Genomic DNA, 24,831 nt, shown 5'->3' with positions numbered 1-24,831 from the left:
AAATGATTATGGATCTTGCCACAACAGCAGCATTAGTAATGTTAATCGGTACGGTATTTTTCCTCGTGATTGGCACGCCAATCAGTATTAGTGTTGGAATTTCATCTGTTGCCGCAATGTTGGTTATTCTCCCATTTAATGGTGGAATGGTAACGTCTGCTCAGCGAATTTTCGTAGGTTTGGATTCTTTCGCGTTATTAGCTATTCCCTTTTTCATTTTGGCTGGAAATATAATGAATAGTGGGGGGATTGCTATTCGTTTAATTAACTTTGCGAAATTATTTAGTCGCTTTCTACCAGGATCGCTTGCTCAAACGAATATTATTTCCAATATGTTATTTGGCTCTATTAGTGGATCTGGAGTAGCCTCAGCAGCTGCGGTTGGAGGAATAATGTCGCCAATAGAGAAAAAAGAAGGGTATGATCCTCGTTACAGCGCTGCTGTGAATATTGCTTCAGCTCCTACTGGAATGCTAATTCCACCAAGTAATACGATTATTGTTTATGCCACTGTTGCAGGCAGTGTATCTGTTTCTGCCTTATTTATGGCGGGTTACTTGCCTGGAATTTTATGGGGTGTTGCGGTAATGATTATTGCAGCACTAATGGCAAAGAAGAGAGGATATATTAGTCGTGAAAAGATGAGTTTTACCCAAAGTATTCCCGTAATTTTTGCCGCACTTCCTAGTCTTTCTTTAGTATTTATTGTTATTGGAGGGATTCTTGCAGGGATATTTACTGCGACAGAAGCTTCGGCCATTGCAGTTGTGTATTCATTAATTTTAAGTATTTGTTACCGCACTTTATCTTTTAAAGCATTGCCACAAATCTTTTTACAAACAGCAAAAATGTCTGCCATCGTGATTTTTATGTTGGCAACTTCATCTGTGATGTCTTGGGTGATGGCATTCACACAGATTCCAAATATGATAGCCTCTGGATTACTGTCTATTACAGATAACCCAATTCTCATTTTGTTAATTATTAACTTGATTTTATTAGTGATTGGAACCTTTATGGATCCAACGCCAGCTGTTCTTATTTTTACACCTATCTTTTTACCGATTTGTACTTCTCTCGGAATGAGTCCAATTCAGTTTGGTATTTTGTTGGTTTTTAATCTTTCACTAGGTACAATAACTCCGCCAGTTGGCCCGATCTTGTTCACTGGCTGTAAGGTGGGGAATATTGAAATTGAACAAGTAATAAAAACGCTACTTCCATTTTTTGTAGCCATTTTTATTACGTTAATGTTGGTAACTTATATTCCTGCAATTTCAATGTCAATTCCCGAATTAATGGGATTAGTGAAGTAGTAAATTTATGTTTAATGATATTATAAACATTCCACAATTACTCGGTATTTTAGCTTTTATATTAGGGGTAATTTGTTTTTACCAAAAGAATGATAAAAAGCTCAAAATTGTGATGTTGATTCAAAATATCACTTATATGAGCCATTTTATTTTATTAGGTGCGAATGTAGCGGCATTAAGTTCGTTGCTTTCCACCTTAAGAACGGCAACGTCCATTTATGTTTCATCAAAATATATTGCCTTCTTTTTTGTTTTATTAGGGATTATTTTTGGCTATGTCATTGCAGATTCCGTTTGGCAGGTTTTCCCGATTATTGCCTCAACTATTGGAACGATTTCATTATTTTTATTAAAAGGCATTCCAATGCGTTTATTTATGTTAGTCGGTTCAGCTTGTTGGTTAACAAATAATATTTTAGTGGGATCTTTAGGTGGCGTGTTATTAGAAAGTACGGTTATGGTGGTAAATACCATCACCATTATTCGTTTAATGCGTCAAACTCATAGATAATGATTCATTTCATCTTTAATTCATAGGAGAATTTTTATGAAGAAATTATTAATTGCAACACTTTTCGGTGCATTATTTTCAATGAACGCAGCAGCAGAAGCACCAGCTAAGAGCTATAACGTAGCATTTGAATCACAAGCGCCAGTGTTAGATGGTAAGCTTGATGAAGCCGTGTGGGGCAAAGTGCAAGGAGTAACAGATTTTGTTAATCCTTGGGAACAAGCACAAATGCCAAAAACAGAATTTAAAGCGTTTCACGATGATCAAAATTTTTATTTCTCTTTTGATGTAGAAGATCCGAATGTTTTAATTTATGACACCACCGATCACGAATGGATGGTTGCGCGCGAAGACCGTGTAGAATTATTTATGGCACCGGGCGAAATTGATAAACAGCAAGCAGATGGAAAATATCCAAAATATGTTGCCTTGGAAATGGATTACAAAGGCCGCACCTTATCAATGTTGCGTGATGTTGAAAAAAATATTAATGCAGAATGGGATCCAAAAACCTTAGAAACCGTAGGCGTTCGCACAGAAAAAGGTTATACCCTTGAGGGTAAAATTGCGCTTAGTGAATTAAAAGAACATAATTTAATTCAAGGCAATAAAATCCGCGCTGGGGCTTATCGTGCAGAATTTTCTATTATTAAAGGAAAAGGCAAAGAACAAGCAAATTGGATTACTTGGGTTGATCCAAAAACCGAAAAACCAAATTTCCATATTAATTCTTCATTCGGCGAATTTGTGTTAGAGCCGAAAAAATAAATACCTGACGAAAGGCTGAATTATTCAGCCTTTTTTATTGCCAAGATTCATCTGTTAGTAGTCGGCCAAAATGGCTTTCAACTAAACGTTTGGTAATCTCATTTTGTGGGTGAGTGAAGACATCACGAGTTGTGCCGTATTCGATCATTTTGCCTTCGTCCATCACTAACACATCATCAGAAATATGCTTAATAATGCCCAAATGTTGCCCCACATAAATATAAGAAATACCTAGTTTTTCTTGGATTTCGAGCATTAAATTCATTAGCTGAGTTTTCACCGTGGCATCGAGTGAGCCAAGGGCATCATCAGTGATTATGATTTCAGGCTCAAGGATTAAAGCACGAGCCAGGGCAACGCGCTGTTTTTGGCTCACTGACATTGTATTGATTTTTATGCTGGCGTGATCGGGATAAAGCCCTACCAGCTTGAGAGTCGCAAAGATTTTTTCATCACGCTCTTCTTCGGTTAAATCTGTGGCAAGGCGTAGTGGGGTATCCAAAATTTGACCGACATTAAGCTTAGGGTTGAAGGAACTATTTGGATCTTGGAAAACCATTCTAATATGCTGCGAACGGTAGTGATAATCGCCAAACTGTAAGGGATTATTTTTAAACAAAATTTCCCCCGCACTTGGTGCGATAATCCCCACGATCATTTTTACCAAAGTGGATTTGCCCGAGCCATTTTTACCAATAATTGCTAAGGTTTTCTTACGCTCTAACTGGAAGCTGACATTTTCCACGGCAACGAACTGGCTAGATGAAAAAATGCCGACATTATCATCAAAGGATTTGGATAAATTTTCAATTTTTAATAAGGCACTCATTCGCTTTTCCTATTCTTCGTTATTTTCATCCGTATTAATGATAAGTGGTGTTGCGACATCTTCTCTTTCTTTTCGCTGATTTTCACGCAAATTCAGTGGAAAATGGCAGGCAAATTCATGGTGTTTAATGCGTCTTGTTGGCGGTTTATTAATGCATTTTTTCTGCGCAAATGGACAACGTGGGCCAAGGCGACAGCCAATAGGCAGCTGATCCAACAGGGGAACACTTCCACGCAATGTACCTAAACGGCTTTTAAGCGGTAACGGCTGTTTAAAATCAGGAATAGAATGCAGCAGTGCATTGGTGTAAGGGTGATGTGGTGTGCTGAGTACACTTTCTTTCGGCCCAGATTCCGCATTTTGCCCGCAATAAAGCACGCTGAAACTGTCGCACCATTCACGGATACTATTAATATCATTGCTGGCTAGCAAGATAGATGTGCTTTGGTTTTGGTTCATACTCAACAGCAGGCGGAAAATTTGCACTTTAGTGATGGATTCCAACGCATTGGTCGGCTCATCAGCAATTAATAAGCGCGGCTGATTGGCAACGGCAGCGGCGATCATCACTTTTTGCCCTTCCCCTTCAGTGATTTCATCGGGGTAGCTGTTCATTATGTCTTTATGATCTTTAATCCCCACACGGTGTAATAATTCAATGGCGCGGCGTTTTTTCCAGCCAAACCATTGCCACCAGCGCCCTTTGAATGTCCAAGAGGGAATATTTTGGATCAACTGTTTACCAATTTTGCTGCTGGGATCTAAATTCGTCAGCGGCTCTTGGAAGATCATTGAGATTTCTTTGCCCACCAATTTCCGCCTTTTATGTGGGCTAAGCTTGAGCAGTTCCACATCATTAAACCGAAAGCGATCAGCGGTAACAACCCACGAATCCTTAATGGTGTTACAAATCACTTTTGCAATCAGACTTTTTCCTGAACCCGATTCCCCGACTAAGCCGCAAATTTCCCCTTCATTTAAGGTGAGATTGACGTTATCGATGATTTTTACTCGACCATTTGGCGTTTTTATTTCTATGCAAAGATTACGAATATCAAGTAGTGCCATAGGAATTCCTATTCATAATATTTTTCAATGGCTTTATTAATGCCGTTGCCGAGTAATAGCGCAGCTAAGATCACCGCCATAATGGCAAGCCCTGGTAGGATTACCGTCCAAGGTGCAAGGTAAATCAATTCGAGAGAATCCTTAATCATCACGCCCCATTCAGGCATTGGGCTTTGCGCACCGAGAGAAATAAAACTTAATGCACTAATATCCAAAATAGCGATGGTAAAAGCGCGGGTGATTTCTTGGATATATTTCCCCCAAATATTGGGGAAAATGGCGTCTTTTAATAAAATCCAATTTGATGCCCCTTCAAGGCGGAGCATTAAAATGTATTCTTTTTTCAGCTCTTTTTGAATGGCTTGGTAAATCTCGTGAATAAAATGTGGTAATAATGCCAAGGTAATGGCAAGCATTGCGTTAATCAGGCTAGGCTGCATTAAGGTGGCAATAATAATGGCAATCAACAAAATGGGGGTAGAAAGGAAAGCATCAAGAAAATGCCCAAGTACACGCGATTTAATCCCTTGCGACATTCCAGCCCAAACGCCCATAATGCCGCCTAAAATAGCGGTGAAAATCACCACGATTAAGGCAGAACCCAAGGTGTAGGTTGTTCCTGTAATTAAGCGGCTTAGCACATCACGTCCAATGTCGTCTGTGCCGAAGAAGTAGGCGATTTTTCCGCCATTTACCCAAGAGGGGGGCATTAGCTCAAAACCGATAAACTGCGTTTCAGCGGGATAAGGGGCAATGAATCCGCTAAAAAGTGCGGTCAAAATAAACAGCAAAAATAGATAAAAACTGGCAAGTGCCACTTTATCTTGGCGGAATAATTTCCAAATGGTGGTTAATGTTGCTGTGTGGCGAAATTCTGCCGGATCTTTATCTTGCATACCAACCTTTCTTATTTAACGGATCTAACACAAAGGTGAGCGTTTCTACCAATAAATTCACCACAATAATACATAATCCAATCACGATAATGCCTGCGGAAATACTGTTGTAATCTTGCTGGGCAACGGCATTAATCAGCCAATGCCCAATGCCAGACCAACCAAAGGTGCCTTCAACCAACATACATTGTGCAATCACAAGGGTGAATAATCGCGTCATTTGTGGCACTAATAATGGTAGGGTGTTGCGTAAAATATGCGTACGCAAAATCTTGCACATTGACCAGCCTCTTGTCATTGAAATTTTGATGTAAGGCTGCTCAAACAAATAGCCTGCACGCTCTTGTACGATATGAATAATTTCCATTGTTGGCCAAATGGTTAGCACTAAGGTCGGCAAAATTAGGTGCTGCAGCACATTTTGGATCACCTTAATGCGATAAGGTTCATCAATAAACCAAACGTCAATAATAGGAAACCCCGTGATGGGCTGAATTTCATAAAGCAAATTATATTGCCCAATAGCAGCAATCTCCCAGCCATAAATAGCGGCCGCATAAAGCAATAGAGGCGCAAGCCAAAACACGGGTAGAGAAAGCCCTATGACAGACAAAGTGCGGATGATTTTTCCGAAGAATTTTTTACGATAAATCGCCCCAATTAGCCCTAAAGGAATGCCAAAGAGCAACGCCAGTAAAATGGCGCTAAAGCAAAGCTCAAGGGTAGGGGGGAGCACGGTGAGAACCAAATCACTTAAGGAATCACCGCCGTTATAGCTAATCCCCAAATCCCCATTGAGTAAATTTTTCACATAGAAAAAATAGCCTGAATAAAAATGCGGCGTAGCCAACACTTCATTGAGCGGATCGCGCATTAGTACCGCATAGCTAATGATAGAAAGAATCACTAAGGTGATCACCAACAAGATAAGATGTCTGAAAAACGACAAAATCATTTTTTCTCTCCTTGTTGATAGGATAGCGTAGTAAAGTTAATGCTGCCAAAAGGCGCAAGTTCCAAGCCTTTTACCCGTGAATTCGCAATCAACATTCGTTTTACGTTCGCCACAGGAATGATGGGTAATTCTGACAAAATAATTTCTTGCGCAATATTATAATAATTGGCGCGCGAACGTAAATGCGTGGTATTTAAAGCGCGGTTCATTGCATCTTCAAAAGGCGCATAGCACCAGTTGGAAAGATTTGTGATGTCATTGACCGTGCCGCAGCTTAAAATCGGGCGCATAAAGCTATCGGGATCTAAATTCCCCGCAAGCCAGCCAGTGAGAATCAAATCGTAATCTTCCGAACCATTTCGCAGCTGCTCAATTAAATAAGTGCGAGTGACAGGGCGAATGGCTAATTCCACCCCCACTTGTGCTAAGTCCCATTTGATTAATTCTGCCATTTTTATTGGCGAAGGGTTATACACCTGTTCTTCGTTTAGCACCCACATTGTGAGCTTGAGCTGTTTATCTTGTAAAAAGGCCTTGGCTGCTTTTGGGTTGTAATCATAGGCAAAATCAGGCGTGTTCACCGTTGCCGCCCAAGAAATATTAGGAATAATATTATTCGCTACACTTGCCGTATTATGATAAATCCGATGAATAATGCGTTCCCGATCAATACCTTGCGAGATAGCTCGGCGCAGATCCAGATCTTTCATCGTAGGTTTCAAAAAATTAAATGCCAAATAGGATAAATTCATTCCTTCCGTGGACTTCAAATAATAGCGCTCATCAAACTGCTTCAAAATCCCCAGTTGGCTCACATCAGGGCTAGAGGTGATCTGGCATTCGCCATTTAAGAATTTAATCAAACGCCCCGTTCTGTCTGTGGAAAGATCGATAATAATATGCTCAATTTTCCCTTTTTTACGCCAATAATCTTCATTTCTTGCTAAACGAACATATTGATTTCGCACGAAATTTTGCACTTTATAAGGGCCAGTTCCCACTGGCAAGGTGTCTAGCTGAGAAAGGTTGTCATCAGCGTTGAGCTGCAAGGCATATTCTTGCGAGAAAATAATGGCATATTGACTGGCAAGGTGGGAAAGAATGGACGCATCAGGCTGAAAAAGCTGGATTCGAACTTGATAGGGCGAAGTGGCAACCACAGACTCAATTTTTTCGCTCAATTTAATGCTTTCAAAATAAGGAAAACGCACTTTGCGCGCTTGTTCGTGGAAAATACGATATTGCGGATTTTTGTAGTCCACTAGGGTTTCTAAAGTCGGCAAATCCGTGTTATGTCCTAGCACGCGATTGAGCGAAAATACCACATCTTCCGCATTAAAATTACGCGTTGGGGTAAACCAATCTGTTTGGTGAAATTTAATTCCTTTGCGTAAATTAATGGTGATGGTTTTGCCGTCTGCGGACAGGCTATAACTCTGAGCCAGCACTGGCTCAACGGTTGCGCTGTTATTTTTGATTTCAAATAATTTATTGTAAATCTGCTCGGTTACCACGTTCATACTGGTTCCCGCATCGCTCGTTTGCGGATTGAAAGATAAACCGTTTGCCTGCGTGCAATAAATTAACCCATTTTGCGTGAGAATTTTTGGCACTTTAGGGGCGCTAAAACTGGGCAAGCTGATCAGGCTTGCACTCAGCAAAATAGCAGAAACAACGATTTTTCTTATAAACATAATAGGCATATTTGTGATAAATTATGACGAAATTTTAAAGTATATTAGCGAAATTTAGAAATAAAATGTTTGATTATATTCAAAAAGAACTGGATAACCTAATTGACCGTGGATTTGACCGCACGTTACGTTTAGCCGTAACAGGGCTAAGTCGTAGCGGCAAAACGGCCTTTATTACCAGCCTTGTGAACCAACTTTTGCATATTAATGCAGTGGATAACGCCCATTTACCCTTATTTGATGCGGCACGCGATAAACGGATTTTAGCCGTAAAACGCATTGAACAGCGCACAATGCACATTCCCCGTTTTGAATATGAAACAAATTTGAAATGTTTAACGGACGAGCCACCGCACTGGCCTGACTCCACCCGTGGCGTGAGTGAAACTCGCTTGGCCATTCGTTACCAACAGCGTGGCTTATGGCGTCATTTAAAAGAAACTAGCACCCTTTATCTTGATATTTTTGATTACCCAGGGGAATGGCTCTTAGATTTACCCTTGCTCGAATTAGATTTTCAACAATGGAGCGAACAACAGCGTCAGCTTATGCAAGGGCAACGTCTTGAGTTAGCGCAAAAATGGCGCGAAAAACTCGAAAAAATCGACTTATTTGCGAAAGCTGATGAAGAAGTGCTGGCGCAACTAGCAAAGGATTACACGGAATACTTACTTGCTTGTAAAGCGCAGGGCTTGCACTTTATTCAACCGGGGCGTTTTGTGTTAATGGGCGATCTGGAAGGCTCGCCTGCGGTGCAATTCTTTCCCTTGGTTCATCTTAATGCGGAACAATGGCAAGCCTTGAAAAAAGCTGATAGCAATAGCTATTTTGCTTTTTTAACAAAGCGTTACGATTATTATTGCCAACATATCGTCAAAGGTTTTTATCGAGATTATTTTTCCACCTTTGATCGCCAAGTGATCTTGGCAGATTGTCTTACGCCGCTTAATCATAGCCAACGTGCTTTTTTAGATATGCAAGAAGGATTGCAAGCCTTATTTAAGAGCTTTCATTATGGCAAACGCACCTTGCTTAATCGTTTGTTTTCACCAAAAATTGATAAATTAATGTTCCTTGCCACCAAAGCAGATCACATCACTAAAGATCAACGCCATAATTTGGTCAGCCTGCTACGTCAGCTCGTACAAGAAGGCGGTCGTTATGTGGAATATGAAGGCATTGAAACCGCATACAGCGCCATTGCTGCTATTCGCGCCACACAGCAGGTTACGGTAAATCAAAATGGTAAGTTTTATCCTGCGATCCAAGGCGTTCGACAAAAAGATCAGCAAAAAATCACCCTTTACCCAGGGGAAGTACCAAACCGCTTACCGAATGCGCAATTTTGGCAAACTCAACATTTTGAATTTGATCAATTTGAACCCCTGCCCCTTGAACAAGGCAACCCCATTCCCCATTTACGAATGGACGCCGTACTGCAATTTTTACTCGCGGATAAACTGGATTGATCGCACCGCATTGATCGTAACGGAGAAAGATAACCAATGAAAAAACAAATTTTTCACACCGCACTTGAAGATCAAGAACAACAAGCCTTTGCGCCGAAACAAACTTTTTCGCAAGAGAATTTAATTATTGAAGCGGAAGTGGAAGATGAACTGGGTGATCTCGCACCACAGTTTGAGCAAGCAGTGCAGCCAAAACCCCGTTGGTGGAAAAAATGGCTGGCAGGTTCTGCACTCTTTTTTGGCGGTGCTGTGATTGCGCAGTCGGTGCAATGGTTGATTGACAGCTGGCAAAATCACCAATGGATTTATTTCTCTTTTGCCGTGGCAAGTTGTTCCTTGGTGGCATTGGGAATCAGCGCGATTGTCAGCGAATGGCGTAAGCTGGTGAAGTTAAAAAAACGAATGATCTTGCAAAAGCAAAGCCAAACCTTGCTTAACCGCCAATCTGTACGCCAGCAAAGTGCGGTGGATTTTCAGCAAGATTTTTCCCCACAAGAAAGTGAAAAAGTCCAACAGCTCTGCCAAGATATTGTGAAAGCAATGGATATTTCGCCGCAATCGCCAGAATTGATCCAGTGGCAAAAACAGGCTAATGAAGGGCATTCCGCCAGTGAAACCGCCTATTTATTCAGCCAAACGGTGCTAAAACCCATTGATAAACAAGCCCAAAAATTAATTAGCAAAAATGCCATCGAAGCCGCGGCCATTGTTGCAGTTAGCCCTTTGGCAGTGGTTGATGTGTTTTTTATTGCGTGGCGAAATATTCGTTTAATCAATCAGTTAGCCAAACTTTATCATATTGAGCTGGGTTATTTCAGCCGCCTGCGTTTATTGCGAATGGTGCTATTAAATATGGCGTTTGCAGGAGCAACCGAAGTGATCCAAGATATTGGAATGGATTGGCTTTCACAAGATGTTACGGCGAAATTTTCCGCTCGCATTGCTCAAGGTGTTGGTGTGGGGCTGCTTACCGCAAGACTTGGCATTAAAGCTATGGAATTCTGCCGTCCGCTTGCCTTTAAGCAAGAAGAACGCCCACGCTTAAAGCATATCCAAAAAGAAGTGTTATCGAATTTAAAGAGCTTATTGTTGCCAAGTAAAAAAGCAGATTAATCTCACATTGCCTGATTAAAATTGTAAATTTTTCTTTCCATTTTTACAGAAAAGTTTACAATACTTGCCAGTTTCATCAAAAAATGGCGTGGAGAGCAAGCAATGTCAGCAGAAAAAGATCTTTTTTCACAGGTGGTTATGCAAAGCCACAAAATGCAAGAAGTGGTGGAAAAAGCCAAAAAATTTGCGCTGCTAGATGCGCCTTTGCTTATTCAAGGTGAAACGGGAACAGGCAAGGATCTCATTGCGAAAGCCTGTCATTTTTATAGTCCACGGCGAAAAAATCAATTTATTGCGGTGAATTGCGCAGGGCTGCCAAGTGAAGATGCCGAAAGCGAAATGTTTGGACGCGCCAATGCACAAGCGGAAAGCCAAGGTTTTTTTGAATATGCCAACGGTGGCACAGTGTTACTTGATAGCGTAGCGGAGTTGCCGTTGAGCTTACAAGCAAAATTATTGCGTTTTCTAAATGATGGCACGTTTCGCCGTGTGGGCGAGGAAAAAGAGCATTATGCCGATGTGCGCGTGATCTGCACTTCGCAAATTCCTCTTAGCCATTATGTGGAAAAAGGCAAAATGCGCGAAGATTTATTTCATCGCTTGAATGTACTGAGTTTAACCATTCCGCCGCTGCGCGAGCGTAAAGAAGATATTCCACAGCTAACAGCAATGTTTATTCAGCAAATCAGCCAAGAATTGGGCATTTCTGCACCGCACTTTGATGAAGCCTTTCTTAATTATCTTACCCATTACACTTGGGCAGGCAACGTACGAGAGTTGCACAACGCCTTGTACCGCGCTTGTTCATTGGCTGAAAATAATCAGTTGGCTATTGCTGATTTACACTTAGTGGAGCAAGAAATTCCGTTGCCAAGTATTGAGCAATTTGGCAATCAAACCCTTGATGAAATTATGAATAATTTTGAAGCAATGGTATTGCAGAAATTTTATGAAGAATATCCAAGCACTAGAAAGCTGGCTTCAAGATTAGGTGTTTCACACACCGCCATCGCCAATAAGTTAAAACAATATGGCATCGGGAAATAGCAAGCCGCGGAAAGGCTTTGCTTATTTGCTTACATAGTCCGATAAGTGCGGTTGTTTTTTCAATAATTTTTGCCATTCGCTTTGTTCAATATTCACCTTCAGCAAAAATTCCCCTTGCTCACTGATTTTTTCTTCACGGATACAATCCATTTCATACAGCCAATGGCGAATTTTTCCCGCTTGTGGCGGCAAGCAAAGCTGTAGTTGCACAATGCTTTTGCTTAATTTTTGTCGAATGGCATCGAATAATAGGGCAATGCCTTGTTGCAAATGGGCGGAAATATACACTGCAACAGGACGATTCTGCTCATCATATTCAATATGTGGCGCAAGGTTTTCCACTTGATCAATTTTGTTATAAACCAGCAAAGTCGGCACTTGATCCGCATTGATTTCTTGCAAAACTTCATTCACCGCGTGGATATTTTCTTCTTTTCGAGCATCGGCACAATCCACAACGTGCAATAACAAACTGGCTTCCGTTGTTTCTTGCAGCGTGGATTTAAAGGCTGAAACCAAATCGTGCGGCAGATCTCGGATAAAGCCTACGGTATCCGCCAAAATCGTTGTGCCAATATCGGGAATGCTTAGGCGGCGTAGGGTGGGATCAAGGGTAGCGAAAAGCTGATCCGCGGCATAAACCTCAGCATTGGTAAGCAAATTAAACAGCGTAGATTTGCCCGCATTGGTATAGCCCACCAAGGAAATGGTTGGAATATCCGCTTTCTTTCTGGTTTGACGATTTTGATTGCGTTGTTTTTCCACTTTATTCAAGCGATTTTGTAACTGAGCAATGCGAACTTTGATCAAACGGCGATCGCTTTCTAGTTGTGTTTCCCCTGGGCCACGCAAGCCAACCGCGCCTTTTTGCTGATCTAAGCCTGTTTTACGCCGTACTAAACGAGTGGCAAGATGTTTTAACTGAGCCAACTCGACTTGTAGTTTCCCCTCGTGAGATCGCGCACGCTGAGCAAAAATATCTAAAATCAGCCCCGTGCGATCCACTACGCGACATTCACAAAGGCTTTCTAAATTTCGCGTTTGCGCTGGTGTAAGGCAATGATTTACCAAAATCACATTAGCGTTGTGATCTTTTACCGCTTGGGCAATTTCTTCCGACTTGCCCTGACCGATAAAATACTTCGCTTGCGGTGTTGCACGGCTGGTGGTGATAATGGTGGCAATCTCCACCTGAGCGGATTCTGCTAAAAGCTGAAATTCAGCCAAATCGTCCAGATTTTTATCCGCAGAAAAAAACGCTTGCACAATAATGCCGCGATCTTGAAGTGGATTTGCTGAGAAGAGAGATTGAGAAAAAGGCGAAAGTGCGGTGGAAATTTCGTCTAAATTTTCTACCGCACTTTTTTCTATCGTGCTTTGTTCTAATAAGCTTGAAATGGTTGGATTATCCAAAATTATTCAGCTTGTGCGTCTGCGGCAGCTTCTGCAACAACTTCTTGGTTTGCATTGTGCTGTTGTTGGTGAGCTTGGTTATTGTGATGAGAAACCGCACGCGCAGGCACAACCGTAGAAATTGCGTGTTTGTAAACCATTTGATTTACTGTGTTTTTTAATAAAATAACAAATTGATCGAATGATTCAATTTGTCCTTGTAATTTAATGCCATTCACCAAATAAATTGACACAGGAATGCGTTCGCGACGCAATGCGTTTAAATAAGGATCTTGTAATGATTGTCCTTTTGCCATCTTTTTTTCCTTCTTATATTAGTTATAGGGTATTATGGGAACAAAATTGTCTCCGACGTTCAATATAGCAATAATCTTTATTAATGTCATCATTGCACAAGAATTATTTTAACGTTTGCGTCATTTGCTGGAAGGATTTTTCTGGCGCTAAACTATCAAGCCAAGTGATGGGAGATTTCCAACCACGCAGCCAAGTAATTTGCCGTTTCGCCAACTGCCGTGTCGCACAAATGCCACGAAAAACCATTTCATCGTGATCATAATCGCCTTGCAAATATTCCCACATTTGACGGTAGCCCACACAGCGAATAGACGGCAAGTCCGCGTGCAAATCGCCACGCTGATAGAGTTTTTCCACTTCTTGCTGAAAACCTTGCTCAATCATTTTATGAAAACGTTGTTCAATGCGTTGGTGCAAAATTTGGCGATCCTGCGGGGCAATGGCAAATTGCGTGATCGCATAAGGCAGCGCTTCACCTTTTTGCTCTGTGAGTTCAGTGAGTGATTTGCCTGTGAGATAAAACACTTCCAGCGCACGGTTGATCCTTTGGCTGTCGTTAGGATTAATGCGTTGCGCAGAAATAGGGTCGATTTTCGCCAATTCTTGGTGCAAACCATTCCAACCGATTTGTGCAGCTTTTTGCTCAATTTCTTGACGCAAGTTTTCATCTGCCGAAGGCAGCGGTGAAAGCCCTTCAAGCAAGGCTTTGTAATAGAGCATAGTACCGCCCACTAACAAAGGAATTTTGCCTTGCGCCGTGATGTCCGCCATTTCACGCAACGCATCTTGGCGAAAATTTGCCGCAGAATAGCTTTCGCTGGGATCTTTAATATCAATCAAACGGTGCGGGGCGAGAGTTAGTTCTTCCGCATTGGGTTTTGCCGTACCAATATCCATTCCACGATAAATTAAAGCAGAATCCACGCTGATCACTTCCACCGAGAAATGTTGGCGTAATTTGATTGCTAAGTCTGTTTTGCCCGAGGCCGTTGGCCCCATTAAGAAAATCGCGCGAGGTTTGGCTGACATTATTGTTCCTGATCTAAATAGATTTGCCAATTAATGGTGATAAATAATTGGGATAAATGAAATTCTGCCTGTTGCTGAGCCAGTTGTTCTGTTTCACTGAGTAAATTCACCGCATCGCTGAAAATCTCAATTTTCGCATAATCCAATTGCTGACAAAGTGCGGTTAAAAATTGCGTGAAATTATCCACGTTTTGATTGAGCAGATTGCCCACACATTGCTGTAAATTTTGCTGACGCAAACAGCCCGGCACTTTGGTTAAACTGATGCGATGCTGGGCAAGATTTTCATTAAAATCAAAACCTGCTTGCACAAAGAACGCTTTTTGTTGCTGCCAATGGGCTTGTTGTTCCGTGTCCAAGCGAAACATTATGGGGATCAGCAACGCTTGCTGTGGCACATTATTTTGTTGCAGGCTTAATTGAATATGCGTTTGTTGTAATTTTTTAATTGGCAACAGATAAAATTGCTGGTTTTGTTGCAATAACAAGGCCTTATTTTCCACTAAGGCTAAGGCGCGTAGCATATGGTTAGATTGTGCAAGGGGCATTTCAGGTGCAGATTGAATATTGTTTGGTGCAGCGGTTTGCGTGCTTTGTTGCAATTTCCCTGTTTGTAGCAATTCACCATAAGCTTGGCGTTCCTTTTTGGATACCGCAGGCGTTTTGGTGTAATGGTCAAAGTGCGGTGTAAATTTTGCTGATTTTTCTACAGCACTTTCTTTTGGCGTATTTTTTTCAGCGATGCTTTTCCCTGCTGTGTTCTGCTCATTCCGTTTAGAATAATCAGGCATTGGTTGAAAAATGTTTCTTCCTGCCGCCGCACGGTTTATCGAACCCTGATTGGGCTGCCATAAGCCTTGTGGTTCTTGCACTTGGAAAGTCTTTTCTTCTCGTTGTGTGGCGGTTTCTGCGGGCGACATTTGTTGCGTAGCAATCTCATTACGACCTAATTCAAAACTGGTTTGTAAGGCATTTTGTACACCCTGATAAATAAAATCGTGTACCAGCCGAGCTTGCTGAAAACGCACTTCGTGTTTGGTGGGGTGAACGTTCACGTCCACTTCGTTAGGGTTGAGATCAATAAAAAGAATATAAGCTGGGTATTCTTCTGCGCCTAAATAATCCGCATAGGCCTGACGAATGGCGTGGGTGATCACTTTATCGCGCACCATTCGCCCATTCACATAACAATAAGTGAGATCATTTTGCGAACGCTTAAAATGCGGTTCAGCCACCCAACCAGAAAGGTGCAAATCATCGTGTTTCCAATCAATATGCAGGGCGTGAGCAATAAACTCATCACCACAAATGGCAGCAATGCGTTTTAATTTTTGCGAAAAATCCACCGCACTTTTGTATTGACGCACGATTTTGCCATTATGCGTAAGCGTAAAAGCAATATGCGGTTTTGCAAGCGCAATGCGGCGGATCACTTCATCGATATGAGAAAATTCCGTTTTATCGGTACGCAAAAATTTACGTCTGGCAGGAGTATTAAAAAATAAATTGGCAACTTCAACCGTGGTGCCAACAGGGTGAGAGGCGGGCTTGATGGTGGTTTCCATTTCACGCCCTTGAGCGTAAACCTGCCAAGCTTCTTTTTGCTTTTCCGTGCGGGAGGTGAGCGTAAGGCGTGAAACCGAGCTAATACTTGCTAACGCCTCGCCACGAAAGCCTAAACTTAGAATGGCTTCTAAATCTTCAATGCTCGCAATTTTGCTGGTGGCGTGGCGTGCAAGAGCAAGCGAAAGTTCATCTTTCGGAATGCCTGTGCCGTTGTCGCGAATACGGATCAGGCTCGCACCGCCGTTTTCAATATCCACTTGGATCTTATTCGCACCCGCATCAAGGCTGTTTTCCACTAATTCTTTCACCACAGATGCAGGGCGTTCCACCACCTCGCCGGCAGCGATTTGGTTAGCAAGTTGCGGTGGCAGAATTTGAATTGGCATTGGCGTTCCTATATCAACAGCCCTAACGTAGCTGAATTTTTTGTCCTGTTTGTACTTTGCCGTTTTTCAATTTTGGATTGAGTTTTAACAGCGTTGGCACAGGAATATTATATTCACGCGAAATCGCATACAGGGTTTGATCTTTTTTCACTGTATGGAATTTCGGCGGAGTTTTGTCTTTTCCAGTATTCTCGGTTTTGGTATTTTTGTTTGCAGTTTTATCCGCTTTTTTGTTGTCGGTTTTTAACTTATCTGTCTTTTTATTATCTGTTTTTTTGTTTTCTGTTTTGCTTGTTGTTTTACTATTTTTCGGCTCGGCTTTACTTGTTGCAGCTTTGCTATTTTTGCCATTGTCAGGAATTTTTATGGTTTCACCAATCCATAATTCACGGCGTTTGAGCTTGTTTAAGGCAATAATATCGCTCATTTTGACATCATATTTAGCCGCCAATCCACCAAGGCTTTCACCATTTTTTACTTTATGGCGAATGCCACTGTCTTTTGGTAGATCGTTGTTTGAATTGGATTTTTCTTGCGAATTTTGCCCCGCACTTTCATTTTTACTATTTACCGCTGGCGTTTTAGCAACATTGATTTCACTTTTCACATTACGGCGGCGGAAATCCACCAAACTTTCATAAATCACCATCGCCAATTTTTTACGATAAGCCAGCGAGTTGAGTTTTTTCTCTTCATCAGGATTGGATAAAAAGCCCGTTTCCACCAAAATAGAGGGAATATCAGGAGAACGTAGCACCCCAAGGCTGGCGTGTTGTGGTGTGCTGCGGCTTAAGGTGGTGATTTTGGCAAAACGGCGTAACACAATCGAACCAAGCTCATAGCCTACACGTTGGCTATGGCCAAATTGTAAATCTAGCACCGTTTGATCTAAATATTTCTCTTTATGGGAAGCTAGCACCGAACCTGCGCCGCCTAATAACTCAGAACGCTTTTCATGATCTTCCAACCATTGCCCCATTTCGCTGTTCGCACGCCGATTGGATAGCACCCACACGGACGCACCGCGTAAATCAGGGGAAACAGAAGAATCGGCGTGAATGGAAACCAAATAATTTGCCTTATATTTGCGCGCGATCTCTGAGCGATCTGGCACAGAAATATAATAATCGCCTTTGCGCGTTAGCACCGCGCGGAAGTTGGGATCTTTATCCAACAAGGCTTTGAGTTCTCGCGCAATAGAAAGCGTTACATTTTTTTCATAAATGTGTTGCGTACGGCTAATTGCACCGGGATCTTTTCCGCCGTGGCCTGGGTCAATGGCGATCGTCCAAACATTGGCGAAAGCACTTGAAACGGCGACAAATCCGCATAAGAAAAAAAGGTAAATAAATCGGTAAAGGTTTCTCATTCTAAAACTTCACAAAAAAATAGCTTAGGTTAAATGGCGTTATCAATCCGTTATGCGATGAGCTGTTGAATAATCTGCTCGCCTTGCTTGCTTTTGGCGTGCAAAGTGAGATTGCGCGCGTCATCAACATAATCAATTTGAATGATCAAATCAGGCTCAGCAAGTAAACCACGTCCTTTTTCAGACCATTCAATCAGGCAAATACTTTGTGCATTAAAATAATCACGAATGCCCATAAATTCTAATTCTTCTGGATCACTTAAACGATATAAATCAAAATGATAAATGGATTTTCCCGCTAAATGATATTCTTCCACCAAGGTGTAAGTTGGGCTTTTCACCTTGCCTTCATAGCCTAACCCCTGGATCATTCCACGGCTTAGGGTGGTTTTCCCTGCGCCAAGATCACCGTTTAAATAAATCACAATGCCTTTTTCTGTCGCCATTTGGCTAACAATTTGCATTAACTTTGCTCCAAAGCGACACATTGTGATCTCATCAGGAATATATTGACTAAACTGTTCCATATTTTCTCGGCGATTGGCTAATTTCAGATAAAAATAAGTGCGGAATTGTACCGCACTTTTATTGCATTTTGTAGGGGGAATGATGCGAGATTGTATTAATTTGTAATGCCAGCACGCTCTACTTTTTCTTTAATTGCTTCGGCAACAAAGGCATTCAAGCTAAGATCACCCGCAGCTAACACAGCATTACGGTGAAGTTCTTCGCTAATTCTCACATTAAATACGCCTTTGAAAGGTTTGTCAGGCGTTCGCCCAAGTTCTTGGCAATCTTGCAAATACAGATCCACAGAAGTTTGAAATTCTTTCTCTAATTGTGGCAAGGTTTCTGCTTCGTAGGTAACCACATCTCGGATATATGCCAATTTGCCAAATAGCACATTATTTTCTAAATCTGCTTCTATGGTGCCGACATAACCTTTGTATTTGAGTAATGTCATAGGAATAACTCTATTTTATATAATCAATCTCAATTTTCTTTGGATACCCCACCTGCAATGTAAGTGGCTTATCTGTACAAAGTTGATTTTCTCTTGCGCAGATGAAAAAGCGTGAAGTCATTGCTTTTTCGCCTTGATTGAGAAAAATTTCAGCCACGGAGCGATCAAAGAAAATTTCCACTTGGCGTAAATTTTCAATGCGGCAATAACGCTTGTCGCCAAAGGATTTCATTGAATCTGTTTGTTCCGTTTGACTGCGATCTAAGCAGAGCAACTCGCCGTCATAACTTAGGGTTAAATGCTGATTTTGTGCATTATTAAAGAATTTCAGGCTGAACGGCTGGGCGTTTGCATCAAATTTGAGATAAGCGCGATCTAAATCTGCAATTACCGCCTCTTTTTCAATCGTAATAGATTGCAGTGCGGTGAGATTTTTATAAATATTTTCAATCGGTAGCTGATAGATTTTACCATCTTGTAAGCGTAATTGACGTGGCATTGAAAGCATTGAGTGCCATTTGTAGAGATCTGTAGGGTAGCTTAAATCAGGTAACCCCACCCAGCCGAACAGCATTGTTTGCGTGCCAGAAAAGGTTTGTGGGGCGTAGAAATCAAAGCCTTGATCCAGTTCTGCAATCTGTTCTGCGTAGAATTGGCGATCGGTAAGATTACCCAGTGCATAAACAGCGTGATAATTATTTTGATATTGCTCGCGCTCACGCGCTTTGCCCTGTGGCGACCAAATAAAGAGCGATTTATCGCCCATTTGCGATAAATCAGGACATTCCCACATAAACACGCCTTGATTATCAAAGGCTGGTAAGGCAAGTTCGCCTAATAAACGAGGCATGTCTGCCAAATCGTCCATTTCAAAAATTAACGCCGTGCCGCTGAGATCTTCCCGTTGCGCACCGCAGATAAAGCGGATTTTACCGTCTTTGGTGAGAAACGGTTTGGGATCGCGAACGTGTTCGGTGTAGCCTTGGGGGGCTTGTTCGATAAGCGGACGTTTGCTTAATAATTTTCCGTCTTTGCTGAAAATCGCCAGATTTTGATAAGGTACGCGCTGATTATCGCTTGGACGTCTGGTATTGCCTGTGTAGAACACCGCGATGTTGTCATCAATTAACACTGCACCGCCCGAATAGCAGCCGTGGCTTTCATATAATTCGCAAGGCACAAGCAAATCTGCTTGGCTAAATTGTTGGAAATCTTGCGTGATGAAATGCTGCCAATGTTTCATTCCATGTAAGGCATCAAAGGGATACCATTGATAGAAAAGATGATATTTTTCGCCATCAAAAATCAAACCGTTTGGATCGTTAAGCAGACCCGTTGGCGGTGCAAGATGATAAACAGGGCGAAAATCCTTATCTTGCGCCACGGTTTGAGCGATTTTTTCTAACTCGCCTTGCTCGGCGGCGTAAAGGCTTTTGTATTTCCCTTCATTGAAAATGATCATTGGCATTCTCCTTATTCGCTTAAAAATGCGTGTAATTGTTCGTGGTTCGGTAGGGCAGACATCGCGCCTTTTGCCGTGGTGGCTAATGCACCGCAGGCATTGGCTTGGCGTAAGATTTTCACGAGCGTTTCGTGATTGCTTTGCCAATCAGGATTTTGCGAAAGCCCTGCTAATAAACCGCCCACAAAGGCATCACCTGCGCCTGTGGTATCCACAGGTTGTAATGCTTTGCCTGCCACAATTTCTTTTGTTCCGTTGAAATGATAAAGCGCCCCTTCTTTGCCTAGGGTTACGATAATCAGCTTTTGCGGATAAAGTGCGGTGATTTTTTCAAAAGCTTTTTCAAGGCTGTCGGTTTGCGTTAGGAAAGTGAGTTCCTCTTCCGAAAATTTCAGTACATCGGCTAAAGCGACCGCTTGCATCACCACTTCACGCATTTCATCGAGGCTTTGCCATAGGCTTTCACGCAAATTGGGATCGAAAGACACATAGCCTTGCGCCTGACGAATATTTTTCATCGCGTTGAAGGTTGCCGTGCGAGAAGGATCGTTGATTAACGCAATGGAACAGCAGTGCAGCCATTGCCCTTGCGAAAAGGCAGGTAATTCAGAAACGTGCAAAAATTGATCCGCACTTGGATTAACCATAAAGGTAAAACTGCGTTCACCTTGATCTAATCCCACCACCACGGTAGAAGTGCGTTGTGCGGGATCTAAGGTCATAAACGTGGTATCCACCTTTTCTTGCTGCAAGGTTTGTTGCATAAATTCGCCCAAAGGATCTTTGCCCACTTTGCCGATAAAACCGCTTTCACCGCCGAGCCGTGCTACGCCCACTGACACATTGGCTGGCGCGCCACCGGCACAGCGTAAATAATGTTGTTCGCCATCGGGGATTAAATCCACCACCGCATCGCCTAATACCCAAATTTTTTCTGACATAATTCCACCTATTGATAATGTTAAAAATGGCTAATTTTTTACCGCACTTTTATTTTACGTTTTATTACGTTGCGTTTTTATATGGAAATGTTGCTGATCTTTCAAGGATTTGCAAAATCCATTTAGCTTGCGGGTAAAAAGAAGGCGTATTCTCATACGCCTATCTTTAAAAGGATTATTTCACCGTTACGCGAGCGAATTTGCGTTTGCCTACCTGATAAACGGCGGTGGAGGCGTAAATGATAGCTTTGGCATTTTCCACTTTTTCGCCGTCAATTTTTACCCCGCCTTGATTTACCATACGAATGGCTTCAGAAGTCGAGCTAACAAGCCCCGCTTCTTTTAACAAGTTGGCTAGCCCAATTTCGCCCTCAAAGGTAAATTCTGGCATTTCATCAGGGATCGCCCCTTTTTGGAAACGGTTAATAAAGGCTTGCTCTGCGGCGTCTGCCTCGGCTTCGGAGTGGAAGCGAGCAGTGATTTCTTTCGCTAATAACACCTTAATATCACGCGGGTTGCGTCCTTCTGCTACTTCTTGTTTGAACTGAGCAATTTCGCTTAATGGACGGAAAGAAAGCAAATCATACCAATCCCACATTAAATCATCGGAAATCGACATCACTTTACCGAACATTTCATTTGGTGCTTCGTTCACCCCAATGTAGTTGCCGAGGGATTTCGACATTTTTTTCTCACCATCTAAGCCCACAAGCAGTGGCAAGGTGATGGCGACTTGCGGTTTTTGTCCGTCTGATTTTTGTAACTCACGCCCAATCAGCAAGTTAAAGGTTTGGTCTGTACCGCCTAATTCCACATCGGCTTTCAAATGCACGGAATCGTGGCCTTGTAATAATGGATAGATAAATTCGTGAATTGCAATCGGCTGATTATTACTAAAACGCTTTTTGAAATCATCACGTTCAAGCATACGCGCCACGGTGTAATTGGACGCAAGGCGGATCATTCCCACCGTGCCTAATTGCCCTAACCAATCAGAGTTGAACACGATTTCTGTTTTTTCAGGATCAAGGATTTTGAAAATTTGCTCTTTATAGGTTTCCGCATTGCGTAACACATCTTCGCGAGAAAGTGGCGGGCGGGTTGCGTTTTTCCCCGAAGGATCGCCCACGGTGGCGGTGAAATCGCCAATCAAAAACATCACGTGATGACCAAAATTTTGGAATTGGCGTAATTTATTCAACACCACAGTATGCCCTAAGTGAATATCTGGCGCAGTCGGATCTGCCCCCAATTTCACGCGCAATGGACGATTTTCTTTAAGTTTTTCAATTAGATCCTGTTCTGAAAAAATTTGATCCGTACCGCGTTTTAACTCGGCAAGGACATTGTTAATCTCTGTCATTGGTTTTTCCTATGTGATTCTTGCTAATGTAAACTAGGTTATTATAGATAATCTTGGGCAAATGAAAAGGCGGATTGGGGATTAATCGAAAAGAAAAGGGCGAATTTGCGAAAAGACTTGCAAAATAATCAGCATTACTTATTTGTTTTTTAGCATAATAGTTAAGCGTAACCGTTAAAATAATTCAGAGAAAAGTATTTAATCTACAAATTATTTTGCATACCTTGCAGAAGCAAAAATGGTGGTAGAATAGCTACACTTTTTGTTTTGGAAAAATAATACTTGAATTTAGGGTTGAGAGGTTAAGCTAGAATGCAAGAAAAAATCCAACGTGCACAAGGCTGTTTATTAGGACAATTGGCGGGCGACGCACTAGGCAGTTTGGTAGAATTTTTATCGCCAGAAATGATTCGCAAAAAATACTCTAACGGTGTCCGAAAATTAGAAAATGGCGGAACCTGGAATACCATTGCAGGACAACCAACGGACGATTCTGAAATGGCATTATTGCTAGCGCGCCAATTGGTAAAAATACGCACTTATGATGTCAAAATGGTGCAAAATGTTTATCTGTTTTGGCTTAATTCACAACCCTTTGATTGCGGTATGACTATCGCTTCAGCGCTATCAGGGCAAAAAATTCAAATAGCCAAGCGAATGGTGCGTTGATGCGTATTAGCCCTTTAGGTATTTTTGGTGCGAATTATCCACTTGAGAAAGTGGCAAACTGGGCAATGCAAGATGCGCAATTAACACATCCAAATCCAGTCTGTTTGCAGGCTAATGCTCTGATGGCAATGGCTATTGCTGACGCAATTAGCCAAAAAACCGATGCCAAGGCGTTATTTGTTAAAATCAAACAGTGGGCACAAATGTTAGCGGTTGATAATTTATTGTTACAAGCTATTGAAGAATCAGAGAGCGCTCCACCGCAGGATTATGTTACTCAGCAGGGTTGGGTGATCATTGCCTTTCACAATATGCTGTGGCAGTTAATACACGCTGAAAGTCTTGAAAGTGCTGTGATCGATACTGTAATGCGAGGTGGCGATACGGATACCAACGCAGCCATTTGTGGTGCGCTACTGGGAGCAGTTTATGGCATTAATTCTATTCCTGAACAATGGCTTACAGCCATTTTAAATTGTCGCCCTGCGATGGGGCTTCCTTACGTTCAACGCCCACGCCCAGAATGTTTTTGGCCAGTTGATGCGTTAGAATTAGCTGAGCAACTGGTGAATCTAAGTTGAAAAACAGATTTATAGATTAATCACAGGGGTGATTTTACTACATGAGCTTGCGATAGGGCTATGAAAGCGTGAGTCGTGAATATAGGAATGCTCATCCAAATTCAGCAGTGACTATCCGATAAAAACGACTTTATCCTTATATTAATCTGTTAAGCCAATTTTATTGCCCACGACATTTATTAAAATAGCAAACCATTTGCCGCCGTTGGTATGGCGGAAAATGGCATATTCAGCGAATTTTGCCTATAAATATTCTGGATTAACGTTATGTTATAATGATCGGCAATGTGTTGGATAATTTGACTTGGCGTTATCATTAAATGTCCTTGTAAAAATGGTGAAAAATCTGACCGCACTTGTATTTTATGCTATTTTTTAGACAACATAGAGGCAATGTTATAGGAGGAAGACAATGCGATTTAATCATCTCAATCAACCTATCGGTGAGCCTGTTGTGGATTTTAGCGCAGGGGAGTTGCCGAATATTCAGGTGTTAGAGGGGCAATATTGCCGCTTAGAACGCCTTTGTGTATCTCGTCATTTTAGCGATATTTATGATTTTTTCGGGCCAAACAGCCCAGAAAGCCAATGGACTTATTTGTCTATTGATGCACAACCTAATGAACAAGCCGCGCGGCAACTTTTGCAACAATGGGAAAGCCTGTCAGATCCTTATTATTTGGCGATTATTGATAAGGCGAGCGAAAAAGTGGTAGGGACATTTTCTCTAATGCGTATTGATACGAAAAATCGTACTATCGAAATGGGCTGGGTGATTTATTCAGAAAGCCTTAAACATTCCCGTGTTGCAACCGAAGCCCAATTTTTAGCAATGCAATATGTGTTTGAAACCTTACATTATCGCCGTTACGAATGGAAATGTGATAGTCTAAATCAGCCGTCTTTCAATGCGGCGAAGCGCCTTGGCTTTCAATTTGAGGGGATTTTTAGGCGTGCGCTAGTGTATAAAGGGCGTAACCGTGATACCGCGTGGTTTTCAATGTTGCAAGAAGAATGGCAGGCAATGAAACCTAAGTTCCAACGCTGGCTTTCGGCTGATAATTTTGATGCCACAGGCAATCAATTACGCGCATTAAATGACTGCTAAAAATTTGCCAAATTTTG

25 protein-coding genes are annotated in these 24,831 nt (G+C 41.9%); 9 read left to right on the top strand and 16 right to left on the bottom strand.

Annotation, left to right across the window (positions count from 1 at the left end):
- The first annotated feature begins 8 nt into the window (after window positions 1-8).
- From L5B76_RS08370 to L5B76_RS08360, 3 genes are read left to right on the top strand one after another with little or no spacing between them, the layout of a single operon-like run.
- Window positions 9-1,316: a TRAP transporter large permease gene (locus L5B76_RS08370; protein WP_115249130.1), complete on the top strand. Its 1,308-nt coding sequence runs from the start codon at window positions 9-11 to the stop codon at window positions 1,314-1,316.
- A 7-nt stretch (window positions 1,317-1,323) separates the two neighbouring features.
- On the top strand, window positions 1,324-1,827 hold the full coding sequence (locus tag L5B76_RS08365; protein WP_115249131.1) for a YgjV family protein: 504 nt from the start codon (window positions 1,324-1,326) through the stop codon (window positions 1,825-1,827).
- 36 nt (window positions 1,828-1,863) lie between these two features.
- A complete protein-coding gene (locus L5B76_RS08360) occupies window positions 1,864-2,595 on the top strand; it encodes a carbohydrate-binding family 9-like protein (protein WP_265755032.1) in 732 nt (243 codons plus the stop codon).
- A gap of 34 nt (window positions 2,596-2,629) precedes the next feature.
- Here L5B76_RS08360 and L5B76_RS08355 read toward each other — a convergent pair whose 3' ends face one another.
- From L5B76_RS08355 to L5B76_RS08335, 5 genes are read right to left on the bottom strand one after another with little or no spacing between them, the layout of a single operon-like run.
- Window positions 2,630-3,424: a peptide ABC transporter ATP-binding protein gene (locus L5B76_RS08355; RefSeq protein WP_265755030.1), complete on the bottom strand. Its 795-nt coding sequence runs from the start codon at window positions 3,422-3,424 to the stop codon at window positions 2,630-2,632.
- A gap of 9 nt (window positions 3,425-3,433) precedes the next feature.
- Window positions 3,434-4,492 (bottom strand): peptide ABC transporter ATP-binding protein, encoded by a 1,059-nt coding sequence (locus L5B76_RS08350; protein ID WP_265755029.1) that lies wholly within the window; start codon window positions 4,490-4,492, stop codon window positions 3,434-3,436.
- Between the two features lie 8 nt (window positions 4,493-4,500).
- Window positions 4,501-5,388, bottom strand: coding sequence for an ABC transporter permease subunit (locus tag L5B76_RS08345; RefSeq protein WP_265755027.1), 888 nt, complete (start codon window positions 5,386-5,388; stop codon window positions 4,501-4,503).
- Window positions 5,378-6,343: an ABC transporter permease gene (locus tag L5B76_RS08340; protein ID WP_265755025.1), complete on the bottom strand. Its 966-nt coding sequence runs from the start codon at window positions 6,341-6,343 to the stop codon at window positions 5,378-5,380. Before L5B76_RS08340 ends, L5B76_RS08345 begins: the two co-directional genes overlap by 11 nt.
- Complete coding sequence (locus tag L5B76_RS08335) at window positions 6,340-8,037, bottom strand: ABC transporter substrate-binding protein (protein WP_265755023.1); 1,698 nt, start codon at window positions 8,035-8,037, stop codon at window positions 6,340-6,342. Before L5B76_RS08335 ends, L5B76_RS08340 begins: the two co-directional genes overlap by 4 nt.
- Window positions 8,038-8,102: 65 nt before the next feature.
- On the opposite strand from L5B76_RS08335, the gene L5B76_RS08330 reads away from it, so the two are divergent.
- The 3 genes from L5B76_RS08330 (at window position 8,103) to L5B76_RS08320 (ending at window position 11,666) form a co-directional block, all read left to right on the top strand.
- Window positions 8,103-9,506 carry a YcjX family protein gene (locus tag L5B76_RS08330; protein ID WP_265755022.1) on the top strand — a complete coding sequence of 468 codons (1,404 nt, stop codon included), beginning with the start codon at window positions 8,103-8,105 and terminating at the stop codon, window positions 9,504-9,506.
- Between the two features lie 36 nt (window positions 9,507-9,542).
- Window positions 9,543-10,619, top strand: a complete 1,077-nt coding sequence (locus tag L5B76_RS08325; protein WP_265755021.1) for a TIGR01620 family protein — start codon at window positions 9,543-9,545, stop codon at window positions 10,617-10,619.
- A 102-nt stretch (window positions 10,620-10,721) separates the two neighbouring features.
- Entirely contained in the window at window positions 10,722-11,666 is a 945-nt protein-coding gene (locus L5B76_RS08320; RefSeq protein WP_265755020.1) for a sigma 54-interacting transcriptional regulator, read from the top strand.
- A gap of 21 nt (window positions 11,667-11,687) precedes the next feature.
- On the opposite strand, the gene hflX is transcribed toward L5B76_RS08320, so the two are convergent.
- From hflX to tyrS, 10 genes are all read right to left on the bottom strand, one after another.
- Complete coding sequence (gene hflX, locus L5B76_RS08315) at window positions 11,688-13,079, bottom strand: ribosome rescue GTPase HflX (RefSeq protein ID WP_265755019.1); 1,392 nt, start codon at window positions 13,077-13,079, stop codon at window positions 11,688-11,690.
- Window positions 13,080-13,081: 2 nt separating this feature from the next.
- Complete coding sequence (hfq, locus tag L5B76_RS08310) at window positions 13,082-13,375, bottom strand: RNA chaperone Hfq (protein ID WP_103853217.1); 294 nt, start codon at window positions 13,373-13,375, stop codon at window positions 13,082-13,084.
- Window positions 13,376-13,478: 103 nt separating this feature from the next.
- Window positions 13,479-14,405: a tRNA (adenosine(37)-N6)-dimethylallyltransferase MiaA gene (miaA, locus tag L5B76_RS08305; protein WP_265755017.1), complete on the bottom strand. Its 927-nt coding sequence runs from the start codon at window positions 14,403-14,405 to the stop codon at window positions 13,479-13,481.
- Window positions 14,405-16,357, bottom strand: coding sequence for a DNA mismatch repair endonuclease MutL (gene mutL, locus L5B76_RS08300; protein ID WP_265755016.1), 1,953 nt, complete (start codon window positions 16,355-16,357; stop codon window positions 14,405-14,407). Before mutL ends, miaA begins: the two co-directional genes overlap by 1 nt.
- A 22-nt stretch (window positions 16,358-16,379) precedes the next feature.
- The gene (locus tag L5B76_RS08295) at window positions 16,380-17,726 is read right to left on the bottom strand and encodes an N-acetylmuramoyl-L-alanine amidase (protein WP_265755015.1); all 1,347 of its coding nucleotides are present in this window, start codon (window positions 17,724-17,726) and stop codon (window positions 16,380-16,382) included.
- 50 nt (window positions 17,727-17,776) lie between these two features.
- Entirely contained in the window at window positions 17,777-18,253 is a 477-nt protein-coding gene (gene tsaE / locus L5B76_RS08290) for a tRNA (adenosine(37)-N6)-threonylcarbamoyltransferase complex ATPase subunit type 1 TsaE (protein ID WP_115249142.1), read from the bottom strand.
- 95 nt (window positions 18,254-18,348) lie between these two features.
- A complete protein-coding gene (locus L5B76_RS08285) occupies window positions 18,349-18,690 on the bottom strand; it encodes a type II toxin-antitoxin system HicB family antitoxin (RefSeq protein WP_103853212.1) in 342 nt (113 codons plus the stop codon).
- A 10-nt stretch (window positions 18,691-18,700) separates the two neighbouring features.
- Entirely contained in the window at window positions 18,701-20,152 is a 1,452-nt protein-coding gene (locus tag L5B76_RS08280; RefSeq protein ID WP_265755013.1) for a glycoside hydrolase family 32 protein, read from the bottom strand.
- Window positions 20,153-20,163: 11 nt separating this feature from the next.
- Window positions 20,164-21,093 (bottom strand): aminoimidazole riboside kinase, encoded by a 930-nt coding sequence (locus L5B76_RS08275; protein ID WP_265755012.1) that lies wholly within the window; start codon window positions 21,091-21,093, stop codon window positions 20,164-20,166.
- Between the two features lie 175 nt (window positions 21,094-21,268).
- On the bottom strand, window positions 21,269-22,456 hold the full coding sequence (gene tyrS / locus L5B76_RS08270; protein WP_265755011.1) for a tyrosine--tRNA ligase: 1,188 nt from the start codon (window positions 22,454-22,456) through the stop codon (window positions 21,269-21,271).
- A gap of 312 nt (window positions 22,457-22,768) precedes the next feature.
- On the opposite strand from tyrS, the gene L5B76_RS08265 reads away from it, so the two are divergent.
- A complete protein-coding gene (locus L5B76_RS08265) occupies window positions 22,769-23,125 on the top strand; it encodes an ADP-ribosylglycohydrolase family protein (RefSeq protein ID WP_265755010.1) in 357 nt (118 codons plus the stop codon).
- Window positions 23,125-23,706 carry an ADP-ribosylglycohydrolase family protein gene (locus L5B76_RS08260; protein ID WP_265755009.1) on the top strand — a complete coding sequence of 194 codons (582 nt, stop codon included), beginning with the start codon at window positions 23,125-23,127 and terminating at the stop codon, window positions 23,704-23,706. Before L5B76_RS08265 ends, L5B76_RS08260 begins: the two co-directional genes overlap by 1 nt.
- A 179-nt stretch (window positions 23,707-23,885) precedes the next feature.
- Here the strand turns inward: L5B76_RS08260 and L5B76_RS08255 are convergent, their stop codons facing one another.
- Window positions 23,886-24,023, bottom strand: coding sequence for a hypothetical protein (locus L5B76_RS08255; protein ID WP_265755008.1), 138 nt, complete (start codon window positions 24,021-24,023; stop codon window positions 23,886-23,888).
- A 95-nt stretch (window positions 24,024-24,118) separates the two neighbouring features.
- On the opposite strand from L5B76_RS08255, the gene L5B76_RS08250 reads away from it, so the two are divergent.
- A complete protein-coding gene (locus L5B76_RS08250) occupies window positions 24,119-24,814 on the top strand; it encodes a GNAT family N-acetyltransferase (RefSeq protein WP_265755006.1) in 696 nt (231 codons plus the stop codon).
- Window positions 24,815-24,831 lie beyond the last annotated feature (17 nt).

The organism is Avibacterium sp. 21-594 (assembly GCF_026226815.1).
Taxonomy (GTDB): Bacteria; Pseudomonadota; Gammaproteobacteria; order Enterobacterales; family Pasteurellaceae; genus Avibacterium; species Avibacterium avium.
The sequence above is the reverse complement of the archived record's forward strand: the minus strand, read 5'-3'. Positions and strand labels throughout refer to the sequence as shown.